Below are 12,937 nucleotides of genomic sequence, written 5' to 3'. Positions count from 1 at the left end.
GACCTCGCTTTTGAGCCTGAAAAGCAAGTCTCAAAAGACGTCCGTGGTGTAAACGGCCCCAAAACGCCCGTTAACGCCACTTTCAGGACGGATTCCATTACGGTCAGCTCACCGCTAAATTAAGCTTAAGTTATCAAAAACGTTCAGCACGCAGATTGTGGCTGAACGTTTTTTTGTTGGCATGCTGAACCGCAGAATGATCATCACTATTTTGGTGACGGCTATTTGGTATGTTGTTCAAATAAGCGATATTATTCTAAAAGTCAGTTAACCAGTGTGAATATAACAAGATTTGAGAACATACTTGGCATCAGTCGTTCCCGCTGCAAGTACCTTTTAACTGGCTGGAGGGCAACGTTAACGGACTTTTTTGCTAACTAGTTATGTATCCCAATAAAGTAACGGCGGAAAATAGGGTAAATATGACGAATCTAAATGACGTTAGGGGTCCCGGTTAATGATTTAAAACTGGAATCGCTTACGATAGTTGGAAAGTTAAGCTAAAACGGGCGGGAAACGTGATAATACCGGGGCTAGTTAACATCGGTGTGGTACACTCGAACCAATTTTAATTCGGAGGTGCCGCTGATGTTATCAACTTTATTAGTCGCTATTTTACCAATTGTCGTCACACTAGGCCTAGGCTTTGGAGCTGGTAAGCGGCAGCAGTTCCCCGCGAATGCCAGTGCCACGTTAATCCAGCTCGTGATGCATTACGCGTTACCGTTAAGCTTATTTGGTGGGATTTTGTCGCTTAAACGTAGCGTCATCGTGCAAAATGGGCCCGTTGCGATTTGGCTGGCAGTGGGAATGCTTGGCAGTCTGTTGTTATTTATCATTGAACAACGGGTGACTGGGCGGGCATTAGGTCCGGCAACGTTGTGTGGTTTGTCGATTGCGAGCCCGTCGATTCCATTTATGGGAACGTCGGTGTTACTGATCGTGTTTGGCAAAGTCAGTGTTTTGCTGGTGGCGTTAGGCGGTTTATACATGAACTTGATTCAAGTACCGACTAGTGTCTTTTTGTTGACGTTAGCCGGCGACATTGATCCCACTAAGCGTTGGCAAGTGGTCCGTGAAAAGGTGTGGACGGCTTGTAAACAACCGGTTGTCTGGGCGCCCATTTTGGCATTTGTTTTAAATTTGAGTGGCGTCCAATTGCCAGCACAATATTTAACGTTGTTTACGGAACTCGGTCAAGCAGCGGGCGGTGTAGCGTTGTTTGCCCTTGGATTATTATTAGCGGGGCATCAATTCAAGGTCACGTTACCGATTGTGCATAATGTCAGTTTCAAAAATTTAGCGTGGCCGTTATTACTCTGGTTGATGATGCATTTCATGGGCGTCCCATTATTGACGCAACAACTAGTCGTCATCACGATGGCGATTCCAACCGCCGCTATCCCAACCATGTTGGCGGTCCAAAACCACTTGCCCGCTGATGAATACGTGGCGACACAATTATTGAGCACGTTATTGGCACCGGTGACGATGGGATTATTGATGTGGGGTCTACAAGTGGCTTAGGAATGTCTATTCAGGCTATTAAAAGAATACGATTTCACTAATTTAGACCCATCAATTAATGACTGAAGGCAATTTGGTAGCTTGATCATACGTATTAAACATAATTGGACCGCCACATCTAATCGTTGTGGCGGTCCAATTTCATATGATTTAAATAGTAAGTACGTTCGAGCTGGAGGTCAGCAGTAATGGAAGTTGCCGTGAAAGTGGTGTTAGTTCGGCGTGTTTTTGCCGGACTTACAGCACCGACATCTTTGGAGATTGGCGGTCTGTGCCAAGCTTCAAAGTGAGGTTCGAGACCGCTGTTTGGCTCGAACCGGTCGCCTCGGCTACTGGAATTACTGCTGACCGGAAGCGGCATCTCGAATTAGTAGCGCACGTTAAAGTTTGTCGGTTGCGTCGCGTCGACGACGGGATGGGTCGCAAAGTAGTCGGCGATTAACACGGTCATGTCGGTTGGTAGTTGATGGTCAATCTTTTCGGTGCCATACATCGGATAATTGCCACCACCGCCGGCACGGTAATGATTTAGCGTGACCGTCAACGGCTCGTCTGGCTGGACGGCGTGGCCGTGATAGTCGAGTTGCACGACCCGGTCACCCAATGGGCGGGTTAAATCAAACGTATAATCAATCCCGCTGTAAATATCATAAATATAATGGCGTAATTTCGGTTTTAAAAATTCAGGATTGACGATGACGTGGTCATCTTTTAATAAGAAGTAGCTGGCGCAGCGTTCGAGCGCTTGTTTTAAGTCGGCTCCGGTAATCGTTTCGACGGCTAATTTGTTTGGATAAACGTAGCTATTCATGACTTCCCGCAAAGTAACGTGTTGTTTTAAGCCGGGCACGTCGTCGTTAAATAACGCGGTTGCCGCAATATCCGTACCGGTTGCGGCCATTTCAACTTGATTGATAAAGTTGATATATGGGTGATTATGCAACCGTGCCTGTAAGTGGTTGTGGACTAACATATCGCCGTTGATCGTGCCTAACGGGGTGTCGAGCCAGTCTTCCATTTGGTCGTTGATTGGTTGAATCAATTTCATCAAGGCAGCGTCCGGTTCATAATTCTTAACGGCAAAAACTTCGGGTTTGCTCTTAGTAACTTGGCGGTCGTCATTGACGTCCAGCGTAATCATCGCAACGTTGCGGCCTTTCATACCTGGTTGGGTGACGGGCACCCCATGGACTTTGACGGCTAGGCGGCGGTGCTGGTGACCGGTAATCATGGCATCAATTCCGGGTACCTCGGTTAAAATCGCCACGCCTTGATTTTCACCATTTAGGCGCTCGGTCACTGCATTGGTTTGCGGGTCGCGTTCTAAGCCACCGTGGTAAGCGACGACGACAACATCGGCTAATTCACGCAACTGCGGGACGTATTTTTTAGCGGTCGCGACGACATCTTGAAAATGTAACCCGGCAATGTGGCGCGGTAATTCCCAGCGACTCACGAATTGCGTCGTTAAACCGAGAATCGCAACTTTCACGCCGTTTCGTTCTAAAATCGTATACGGTTTGGAAAATAAGGTCCGGTGTTGGTCATCATCGATATTAGCCGCTAACATCGGGTAGTGGCGTGCCGATTCACACAGGTCGAGGTAGTCGAGCCCGTAGTTGAATTCATGGTTGCCGAAAATACCGGCTTGCACGTGATTGCAATTCGCCAATTGTGAGTAGAGTGGCGCCGCTTCTAGGTGTTGGCGCGCAATGAAATAAGTGAGGGGCGAGCCCTGCACAAAATCACCATTATCAATCACAATGGGCCACACGTCCGCATTATCTTCGGCGGTCAATTGCTTAATCAAAGTTGCTGCCCGGCTCAGACTAAATGGGGCGACATTATCCCGCCGGCTGTAGTCGGTCGGGGCTAAATAGCCATGCACATCGCTTGTTGAAATTAATTTAATCTGCATTACACGCCAGCCTCCACTGATAGTTTGCTTTCTATTATAACAATATTAATCTAATTTAAGGGCTTCCGGGCGTCAACAATTTGAATTTTATTCATTAAGACGAATATATTGGGGCATAATTAGCATGATTTATTACTAGGATTCATATTATAATTAATGAAATTGATATTACCGGTCGCTGGGGAGCAGGCCGGACTGAATTTGGAGGAGCAAGCAATGAAATTAAAATATTTATGGTTAGTGGTGGCCGTGGTCAGCGGCTTGAACTTTAGTGTTACGGCGGCGCAAGCAAGTGCCACGTATCAACGCACCAAAACGACGGCTATCAAGAAACAAACCTATGTCGCCACGACCACTAAGGCGTCGACTTATCGCGCGAATGGCGATTATCGGCATTGGACGTTTAAGCCGAATCACGCCTTGAAAAATTATCAAAAGACGACTTGGACGGCTACCCAAAAAACGTGGATCACGATGCACGGGAAAAAAGTATTGTACTATTGGGTCCATAATAGTAAAAATAACGCCACCGGCTGGCTGTGGAGCGGTTATTTGAAGCCGGTCCAACCAACGCAAGCGCAACTGGTCGCACAAACCAAAACGGCTAAACACGCTCAACAGATTGTAACGGTCGTCCAAACTGGGGCGACGACCGGCACGTTAAAGTTGTGGCAAAAACAAGGAACGAGCTGGAAAAATAAGTTGACTGCTAGCAGTCGGCTTGGCGGTGGGGGTATTGGACAATCCCGTGAAGGCAGTAGTAAAACGCCAATTGGGGCCTATCATTTAAGTTTTGCGTTTGGCAAAGCGGCCAAAGTTAAGACGGGCGGGCTCAGTTATCGGCAGATTAAAGCCACGAGTTATTGGATTGAAGATTTAAACGACCGGCAGTACAATACTTGGCAAAATCGTCGGAGTGCCAACCGTAAAAATGAACATTTGATCGACTATACGAAAGCCGCCCCGTATAATCAATATGAATTAGCGGTCGTGATGGATAATCATGGCCAGCATAATGGGTCGGGCTTCTTCATACATGTCCGCAACCAGTGGGCCACGGCCGGATGTGTGGCGATTAGCTTGTCACAATTACGCCAATTAGTCAGTCAATTAGGAACGCACGCGTATGTCATTAATGTCCAAAAGACGGCACAATTGAAAAACTATTAGTATTAAAAAACTCGCAATACCTAGTTAGCCAGTGGGCTCAGGTAGTGCGAGTTTTAATTTATATCATGAAGATTAACTTTAAAATACGGGCCGTTTAGCGGGCTTGGATTTTAAATCATCACAGTTGTAAGTAGCTAATTCGTGGAGCCCATTTTGGCTCGCGTCGAAGTAAGCCGTTAAACCTTGGGCAATCATTAAGTTCAATTGCTTGTCAGCATCGAATTGAACGACCAGGACGGGAGTCTTTTCAGCGACTGCGGCGCCAATTTCAAACATCGTTCCCGAATCGGGTTCGTTGGTGTCACTTGACATGTCGAAGTCGAGTAAGGCGACCACTAAGTCGGCCCGGTGGACTTGGCGCATGTCAGAAGCGTAGACATATTGTTGCCAAGCGCGACTGCCGAAAGGTTCTTCTTCAAATTGATGTTCTTGCGGTAAAAAGATGCCATCCGAATTAATGGTTGGATTGGCAATCAAAGCCGCTTTCACTTGTTCGATGCGTTCTTTTTGGGCCTCGTCAAAAAATGGTGCGGCTAAATAAACATTATTCATAAAAATTTCCTTTCTCATGTCGTCAATAGAATATCTACTATTGTAGCGAAAAGCACGACTTAGTTGCAAGCATTGGAAAAATTAAGTTAGTTATTCAAATTATGAATGTAGATTATAATTCTATATAATCTAATGCGTTAAATAGAATTACTTGAAATTAAATCTATTTTTCGGTAAATTATAGAATGTATTTGGGAGGAAATTAGATGACTAAACAACCGTTAGCACAATTTGAATTAATCGCCTTCGACGCGTTACCGACCATGCCGGTTTATATGGAACAACTATTACAGATCGTCAATCAAACTTTAGCGCCATTGGAGATTCCAGCGGTGACGAAGACGATGGTCAACAGTTATGTGAAACAGCACTTTTTCAGTCGGCCGGATGGGCGACAGTACACGCGTAACCACATCGCGGCCGTGTTAATCGTGACGTTGTTAAAGCACGATTTTTCGTTGGGGACGATTAGTCAGGCAATTTTGAAGATTCGCGATTCGCGCAAGATTGCCATCCGCTATACGCAATTCGCTACAGCGTTTGAAAAAGCGCTACGGCAAACGCCGGTGACAATCACGAGCCAAGATGCGATGACGCAAGCGATTCAATTTGCCGCGCAGACGGTGGCTTATCATCTTTTGACGGAACAAGCGTTAGGTTAAGCTAGGCATAGAGAGAGGAACCAGAAAAGATGACAACTCGCAAAAAATGGACGATTGCGTTAGTGACGTTGCTAACGATTATCGTCGTTGGTGTCGCTGGGGGCAGTTTTTATTTGTACCACTTTGCTTTTGAACCCACCCCCAAAGTATTGACGCACAGTTCACAAAAGAGCAAAGACACGCTGAAGAAAAATCAGACGTGGTTAAAAAACGTTAAGAAGCAAACGTGGCACGAAACGTCCGCGACCGATAACTTGAAGCTAGTCGCCGATTACGTGCCTGCCGCTAAAAAAACGACGAAGACCATCGTGATTGCGCATGGCTATATGGGCAATAAAGAACAGATGGCCAGCTATATTCGGTTGTGGCATAACCAAGGTTACAACGTCTTAGCACCGGATGACCGGGGTAATGGTCAAAGCCAGGGGGATTACTACGGTTTCGGGTGGCCGGATCGGTTAGATTATAAAAAATGGACCCAACAAGTCGTCCGCCGCGTTGGCCAGAATAGTCAAATTGGCCTATTCGGCGTTTCGATGGGAGGCGCAACGGTCATGATGATGAGTGGCGAAAAGCTGCCATCACAAGTCAAAGCCATTATTGAAGATTGTGGTTACAGCAGTGTCAGCGATGAATTGACCTACGAATTGAAGCAACTATATCATTTGCCGAAGTTCCCGTTAATTTACACCGCTAGCTGGGTCGCCGACTACAAAGCCCATTTCAACTTCTTGAAAGCTAGTTCGGTTGACCAGTTGAAGAAGAATAAGTTACCAATTTTCTTCATTCACGGGGGCAGCGATACGTTCGTGCCAACGAGCATGGTTTATAAAAACTACGCCGCCACGACCGTTAAAGATAAGCAACTCTGGGTCGTTAAAGGTGCCGGTCACGCGGAATCATTTACGAAACATCCGCAGTTATATACTGAAAAAGTAACGGCCTTTATGGCGAAATATATTAAATGAGTCTGAATAGCGTGATAGCAACGGTTTATCCGGGTTGTTATCACGCTATTTTTGACTTGAAAATAAATTAAATTGTAAATCATGGTTGACAATTTGTTTGTAAGGGCTTACATTATTGGCATACTAATTAAATAAAACAGACATGTAACTGGTAAAGCAGGCAGGATCTAAAAAGTAACGGGCACGCCCGAGGACTTTTTTGATCCTGTTTTTTGTCGTTAGGAGTGAAAGATATGGATTTCAATAGTAGTGCTAAAGCAATTATTTCCGGCGTCGGCGGGCCAAAAAACGTCGCGTCATTGATTCACTGTTCCACCCGGCTACGGTTCACGTTAAATGACTTTGATAAAGCCGATTTAGACGCGCTTAAAGCGGCCGACGGGGTCTTGGGTGCCGTGATTGCGGGTGGCCAATGCCAAGTCATTATTGGGAATGATGTTGTTGAAATGTTTGATGCTGTCCAAGGATTGCTCGGAAATACGAGTGGGAATGCCGCTAAGGGACCGAAGCAGTCTTTTGGGAAAGTCGTCATTGATTTTATTATCGGGGTCTTTCAACCGCTAGTACCAGCCATTGCTGGTGGTGGGATTTTAAAAGCAGTATTAATGTTATTAGCGATGTTTGGTTGGATTAGTGATAAGAGCCAAACTTATCAAATCTTGAACCTAGTTGGTGGGTCACCGCTATACTTCTTGCCGTTATTAGTTGCGATTACAACCGCTCAGAAATTGAAAGTTAATCCACTAGTAGCTGTTTCAACGGTCGGGGTATTGATTTTACCTGATTTAGTGACTTTAATGGCTAAAGGAACGACTTTGTTTGGGATGAATGTGATGAACGTGACTTATAGTTCCCAAGTATTCCCGGCAATTCTAAGTGTTTTGTTCTATTCAGTGATGGAACGCTTCTTCACTAAGTATTCGCCAAAGCCAATTCGAGTTTTCTTTGTACCAATGATGGCGATGTTGATAACCGCACCAATTACGTTGCTGTTCCTGGGACCTTTAGGTTATGTTGCTGGTGAAGGCTTTGTTAGTGTTATCTTGTTCTTAAATACTCACTTAGGTTGGTTAGCAACGGCGCTGCTGGCCGGGGTCTTACCATTTATGGTGGCGACTGGGATGCACAAACCAATGATTCCATATGTGGTTTCAACGTTTAGTACGATGGGCAAAGAAGCATTATACTTGCCAGCCTCTTTAGCGCACAACATTGCTGAAAGTGGCGCTTGTTTTGCCATCGCATTACGAACTAAGGATGTTAAATTGCGGGCCGTGGCGATTTCAGCGGCAATCTCAGCATTATTTGGTATTACTGAACCAGCGCTTTATGGGGTAACCTTACAGCATAAACGGGCTTTGATCAGTGTTATTACAGGTAGTGTGGTTAGTGGCGCGTATGTCGGAATTGTTGGGTTAACTGGATTCACAATTGTTGGACCAGGTCTGGCAAGTTTGCCAATGTTTGTGGATAAAAGTAATCCTGCTAACTTAATCCATGCCTTGATTGGCTTTGGAATCTCATTTGCGGTCTCCTTTGTTGCTGGGTTATTATTATGGAAGAATGAAAATGTAAGCGATGCCGATGATGGAAAAGTGACAACGACCGTAGCTGCTGAAGATTTAACTGCCCCGGTTGCTGGTAAGGTGATGCCATTGTCTGAAGTTCCAGATGATGTCTTTTCCCAAGGCTTAATTGGTAAAGGGATTGCGGTCGACCCTAGCGAAGGGCGCTTAGTGGCGCCCACGGCCGGAACGATTGAAATGGTCTATGAAACGAAACATGCGCTCGGTATGAAGACCGATAACGGCGCCGAATTATTATTCCATATCGGTTTAGATACGGTGCAATTGAATGGTCAATACTTTGAATCCGATGTCCAAGTTGGCCAACATGTTGAAGCTGGCGAAGTGCTGGAAACGTTTGATTTGGCAAAAATCAAAGCAGCCGGCTACAACCCAGTGACGATGATGGTCGTCACTAATCAAGACAATTACACGATTGCCGTTGATGAAAGTAACACTGAAACAGTTGATCAGTCAGTCATGAATATTGCAAAGTTAGGGGTTTAATCATGGGATTACGTAAAGATTTCTTATGGGGCGGCGCGGTCGCTGCCAATCAAGTCGAAGGGGCTTGGAATGTTGATGGTAAAGGTTTATCAGTTGCTGATGTCGCCACTTATAAACCCAATGTCGATGTCAAAGATTATAAAAAACAAGTTGGGGTTACGACGGCCGATATTGAGCAGGCCATCGCAACGACTGATGCGAGTGATTATCCTAAGCGGCGCGGGATTGATTTTTATCACCGCTATCCCGAAGATTTGGCTTTGTTCCACGAAATGGGTTTCAAAACGTTACGGTTATCGATTGCCTGGAGTCGCATCTTCCCAACTGGTGAAGAAACGGCACCAAATCAAGCGGGTTTAGCATATTACAAGGCGCTATTCGCCAAGATGCATGAGTATCACATTGAACCCATCGTGACTTTATCGCATTACGAAATGCCATTAGCCTTGGCTACGAAGTATAACGGTTGGGCGGACCGCCGCGTCATCGACTTATTCGTGCGGTTCAGTCAAGCCTGCTTTACTGCCTTTAAAGACGACGTGAAATATTGGCTCACCTTTAACGAAATTGACAGTGTCACGCGGCATCCGTTCACATCAGCCGGGATTATTCCAGACCAAACGGATAACTTATTACAAACAGAGTATCAAGCATTCCATCATCAATTTGTCGCCTCGGCGTTAGTAACCAAAGCTTGCCACGAAACGATTCCGGGTAGCCAAGTAGGCTGTATGTTGACGAAATTGACGGATTATCCCAACTCATCAGATCCGCGAGATGTATTGGCGTCATTTAACAAAAACACGATGAACTATTTCCCAGCCGATGTGCAAGTGTTTGGTGAATATCCCGCCTTAGTCTTGAATTATTTGAAAGAACAAGGCATTGAATTGGCAATGGCACCAGATGATTTGGCGATTCTAAAAGCCAATACCGTTGATTTTGTGTCATTTAGTTATTACATGTCGATGGTTTCGTCGTATGATGAAACTAACTTAACGTTAACGACTGGGAATACGGTTGTTGGTGGCAAGAATCCGCACTTGCCAGTTACTGATTGGGGCTGGACTGTGGACCCTGTAGGTTTGCGCATTTCTCTTTTGCAATTGTATGACCGTTATCATAAGCCATTAATGATTGTTGAAAATGGAATGGGTGCTAAAGATGAATTAACCGCCGACCATCAAGTTCACGATGATTATCGGATTAATTATTTCAAAGCGCATTTTGCCGAAATGATCAAGGCGGTCGATGCTGGCGTGGATTTGTTAGGTTATACGAGCTGGGCGCCGATTGATTTAGTGAGTGCCTCGACGTCACAAATGTCGAAACGCTACGGCTTTATCTATGTGGATGAAGACGACTTAGGTCAGGGGACGCTCAACCGGTATAAGAAAGATTCATTTGCTTGGTACCAACACGTCATTGCAACGAATGGCGCGGAACTAGGCTAATTTCATAATTGGAGGTGGCGTTGTGCTACGCATCAAAAAAGTGTTGAACTCGAGTGTGGTGTTAGCAACCAATGAAAAGGATCAAGAATTTGTGCTCCTCGGTAAGGGCATTGGGTACGGCAAAAAAGCTGGCGCCGTCGTCATGGATGGCGATTTCAATCAAGTCTTTGTCGCGAGTCCGAATCCGAACGTCGAACAATTGTTGACCACGATTGCTTCATCGTCACCACAATTAATTGAAATTACGCAACAAATTGTTAAACAAGCCAATGAACGGCTACATGCTAAACTAAGTGACACGTTGTATGTGGCACTACTCGACCATTTGAAATTTGCGTTGGAGCGCGCGGAAAAAGGGATTGTCATCACTAATCGCGTTTATTGGGAAATCAAAACGTACTATGCCAGTGAATTTGAAATTGGTCTAAATGCGATTCAACTCGTCAATCAGCAAATGGGCACGGCCTTTTCGGAACAAGAAGCGGCTAATATCGCGGCGCACATTATTAATGCTGAAAACGGGACGGATGAACGCAAGGACGCATTAAAAGCGGGCCAATTGATTGGTCGAATCATTAATATCATCAAATACCAAGCGGGTGGTACGCTGGATGAGCACAGCATGAATTATCAGCGCTGCATTATCCACGTGAAATTCTTAGTTGAACGGGCGATTGCTGCTAAAACACTGAGTGACGGTGATCCAGCCATGGTGGCATTAGTGAAGAGTCAAAATTCACGGGCCTTTAAAATTGCAGAAAAAGTCGCGGCCTATTTGAATATGAAGTTCAAAACGCCGCTACCGGATGAAGAAATAATGTTGATGGCGATGCAGATTCAACGGGTTATATAAAAAGAGTGGGCCAACAGGCGGTTAGTTTGCGAGCATTAACGTGGGATTGGCAATTATGTCCGGGCTTTGAGCATGGTTGCCAATCCCGGGTTAAGCGGAACAAACTGCTTGTTGGCCCACGTTTCGACCATAAAAATGAAAATAGCCTAATGAAATTTGAATTTAGAATTTCATCAGGCTATTTTTTTATTTCGACAATTTCGCTAAGCCTTATTTTGAAATGGATGCCGCATACTAGGAATAAAAATCAACACGACAATAAAGTTAACGAGTAACGATAAGGCGGTAAAGATAAAGACGCCGCTATAATCAAACCAGTTGGAGACGAATCCACCTAACAGTGACCCCAGCATACTGCCGAGCGCTTGGAAAGATTGATTCCAACTGAAGATGGTGCCAGTTAAGGCGCGGGGCGTGTTTTTAGAGAGCAACGTCTGCACGGTTGGAAAGAGGGCGCCATCGGAAATCCCAATCATGAAGCGTAACAGTCCCAACGTCCAAATGCTAGATACTAAGCCTTGTGGAAAGTACATCAAAATGGCAAACACAAAGCCAAAAACTAAGATACGGTCCGTCCCGCGGGTATCCCCTAAGTGGCCTAAGCGTGGCGCTGATAATAATGTCGAAATCCCGGGTAACGCTGCAATAATGCCGGCGACGACCGTAATTGGGCCCACGTTATGCATCAGTTGTTTGACGTACAAGCTAATAATCGGGGTAATCGAGTTATTCCCCATTTGAATAATCATGGTAGAGACTAATAAGGTCACGATTAACGTTGGATTTTTGAACTGGCTCAATAAACTGCCAGTTTGTTTTTCAGTGGCCATATCCCCAGGCTTAAAGTTTTCATGCACGAGCGTCAAACTCAGGAAGAACACAATCAGCAATAAAATCCCGGTAATAATGAAGGTCAAACGAATTGAAAAGACTTGGGCCAAGACCCCACCTAAAATCGGGCCAATCAAGTTACCCGAAACGTACCCCGTCGTCAAGATTCCAATAGCGGTCCCGCTACTTTCCTTAGGCGTTTCGGTCGCAACCAAGGCGCTAGCGTTCGGAATATATCCGGCACACAGCCCTTGTAAGAAGCGCAATAAAATCAACATCCAAATATTATGTACAAACCCCATTAAACCTATGACAATCGCCATGCCGAGCGATGACCGCAATAACATTAACTTCCGCCCACGCCGGTCCGCTAATTTTCCCCACAGCGGTGACACAATTGCGATGACCAAAAACGTCACGGCATAAGTCACGCCGCTATACATCGTTAATTGACCGCGATTAAAGTCGCCCAATTCACTCACATATAACGACAAGAACGGCATCACTTCCGAGAACCCCATCCCGGCAATAAACGTCCCCAACCACAAAACGGCCAAATTACGCCGCCAACCTTCAAGTGCCCCTTTCAAAATGTGTCACTTCCTTTAATTTAATTGATAAAACAAAAGATAATTGGTGCTAGTTACTGACATTAATTCAGATGAAACTCTAATTGAAATCGCGAGATATAGGGATGTTGATAATTCCCAATGAAATTGTTCTGGAGATAGTGCCGATGATGGAAAATTGCGTTGATAGATTGTAAGTTTAGCCGGAAGTTCAGCGTGGGGGGCCTGGTGTCGATGTTCTTAGCGGGCGTAGTGTGGCCGCTTAGAACATGGGCCGACCTGATAGACTTGCGGGTTATGAAAGGCTGTCAGGCGCCCCACGCTGAACTGGAGGCGGAAAAACAAACTCACCTTAATAATA

The 12,937-nt window shown here is 45.4% G+C and carries 10 protein-coding genes; 7 read left to right on the top strand and 3 right to left on the bottom strand.

From position 1 onward, the window contains the following. Window positions 1-588 precede the first annotated feature (588 nt). Window positions 589-1,527 (top strand): AEC family transporter, encoded by a 939-nt coding sequence (locus DY78_RS01400; RefSeq protein ID WP_024625725.1) that lies wholly within the window; start codon window positions 589-591, stop codon window positions 1,525-1,527. 367 nt (window positions 1,528-1,894) lie between these two features. Here DY78_RS01400 and DY78_RS01395 read toward each other — a convergent pair whose 3' ends face one another. After that, window positions 1,895-3,445, bottom strand: coding sequence for a bifunctional metallophosphatase/5'-nucleotidase (locus tag DY78_RS01395; RefSeq protein WP_024625724.1), 1,551 nt, complete (start codon window positions 3,443-3,445; stop codon window positions 1,895-1,897). Window positions 3,446-3,661: 216 nt separating this feature from the next. On the opposite strand from DY78_RS01395, the gene DY78_RS01390 reads away from it, so the two are divergent. Further along, window positions 3,662-4,615: a L,D-transpeptidase family protein gene (locus DY78_RS01390; protein ID WP_024625723.1), complete on the top strand. Its 954-nt coding sequence runs from the start codon at window positions 3,662-3,664 to the stop codon at window positions 4,613-4,615. Between the two features lie 78 nt (window positions 4,616-4,693). On the opposite strand, the gene DY78_RS01385 is transcribed toward DY78_RS01390, so the two are convergent. Continuing rightward, window positions 4,694-5,167 carry a nucleoside 2-deoxyribosyltransferase gene (locus tag DY78_RS01385; protein ID WP_024625722.1) on the bottom strand — a complete coding sequence of 158 codons (474 nt, stop codon included), beginning with the start codon at window positions 5,165-5,167 and terminating at the stop codon, window positions 4,694-4,696. Window positions 5,168-5,373: 206 nt separating this feature from the next. Here DY78_RS01385 and DY78_RS01380 point away from each other — a divergent pair, with 206 nt between their 5' ends. The 5 genes from DY78_RS01380 to DY78_RS01360 all read left to right on the top strand — a co-directional run bounded on the left by DY78_RS01380 (window position 5,374) and on the right by DY78_RS01360 (window position 11,176). Next, the gene (locus tag DY78_RS01380) at window positions 5,374-5,829 is read left to right on the top strand and encodes a DUF1836 domain-containing protein (RefSeq protein ID WP_024625721.1); all 456 of its coding nucleotides are present in this window, start codon (window positions 5,374-5,376) and stop codon (window positions 5,827-5,829) included. A gap of 29 nt (window positions 5,830-5,858) precedes the next feature. Continuing rightward, a complete protein-coding gene (locus DY78_RS01375; protein WP_024625720.1) occupies window positions 5,859-6,797 on the top strand; it encodes an alpha/beta hydrolase in 939 nt (312 codons plus the stop codon). A 233-nt stretch (window positions 6,798-7,030) separates the two neighbouring features. Then, complete coding sequence (locus DY78_RS01370) at window positions 7,031-8,869, top strand: PTS beta-glucoside transporter subunit IIBCA (protein WP_024625719.1); 1,839 nt, start codon at window positions 7,031-7,033, stop codon at window positions 8,867-8,869. Window positions 8,870-8,871: 2 nt separating this feature from the next. Beyond that, on the top strand, window positions 8,872-10,323 hold the full coding sequence (locus tag DY78_RS01365) for a glycoside hydrolase family 1 protein (RefSeq protein ID WP_024625718.1): 1,452 nt from the start codon (window positions 8,872-8,874) through the stop codon (window positions 10,321-10,323). 22 nt (window positions 10,324-10,345) lie between these two features. After that, window positions 10,346-11,176, top strand: coding sequence for a PRD domain-containing protein (locus tag DY78_RS01360; RefSeq protein ID WP_024625717.1), 831 nt, complete (start codon window positions 10,346-10,348; stop codon window positions 11,174-11,176). Between the two features lie 203 nt (window positions 11,177-11,379). On the opposite strand, the gene DY78_RS01355 is transcribed toward DY78_RS01360, so the two are convergent. Next, entirely contained in the window at window positions 11,380-12,597 is a 1,218-nt protein-coding gene (locus tag DY78_RS01355) for an MFS transporter (protein ID WP_024625716.1), read from the bottom strand. Window positions 12,598-12,937 lie beyond the last annotated feature (340 nt).

This window comes from Lactiplantibacillus fabifermentans DSM 21115, assembly GCF_000498955.2.
Taxonomy (GTDB): domain Bacteria; phylum Bacillota; class Bacilli; order Lactobacillales; family Lactobacillaceae; genus Lactiplantibacillus; species Lactiplantibacillus fabifermentans.
The sequence above is the reverse complement of the archived record's forward strand: the minus strand, read 5'-3'. Positions and strand labels throughout refer to the sequence as shown.

Excerpts from the sequence above, each read along its gene's own strand:
- DY78_RS01390 (WP_024625723.1), top strand. The coding sequence starts at position 3,662 with ATGAAATTAAAATATTTATGGTTAGTGGTGGCCGTGGTCAGCGGCTTG.
- DY78_RS01385 (WP_024625722.1), bottom strand. The coding sequence starts at position 5,167 with ATGAATAATGTTTATTTAGCCGCACCATTTTTTGACGAGGCCCAAAAA.
- DY78_RS01365 (WP_024625718.1), top strand. The coding sequence starts at position 8,872 with ATGGGATTACGTAAAGATTTCTTATGGGGCGGCGCGGTCGCTGCCAAT.
- DY78_RS01370 (WP_024625719.1), top strand. The coding sequence starts at position 7,031 with ATGGATTTCAATAGTAGTGCTAAAGCAATTATTTCCGGCGTCGGCGGG.
- DY78_RS01400 (WP_024625725.1), top strand. The coding sequence starts at position 589 with ATGTTATCAACTTTATTAGTCGCTATTTTACCAATTGTCGTCACACTA.
- DY78_RS01375 (WP_024625720.1), top strand. The coding sequence starts at position 5,859 with ATGACAACTCGCAAAAAATGGACGATTGCGTTAGTGACGTTGCTAACG.
- DY78_RS01395 (WP_024625724.1), bottom strand. The coding sequence starts at position 3,445 with ATGCAGATTAAATTAATTTCAACAAGCGATGTGCATGGCTATTTAGCC.
- DY78_RS01380 (WP_024625721.1), top strand. The coding sequence starts at position 5,374 with ATGACTAAACAACCGTTAGCACAATTTGAATTAATCGCCTTCGACGCG.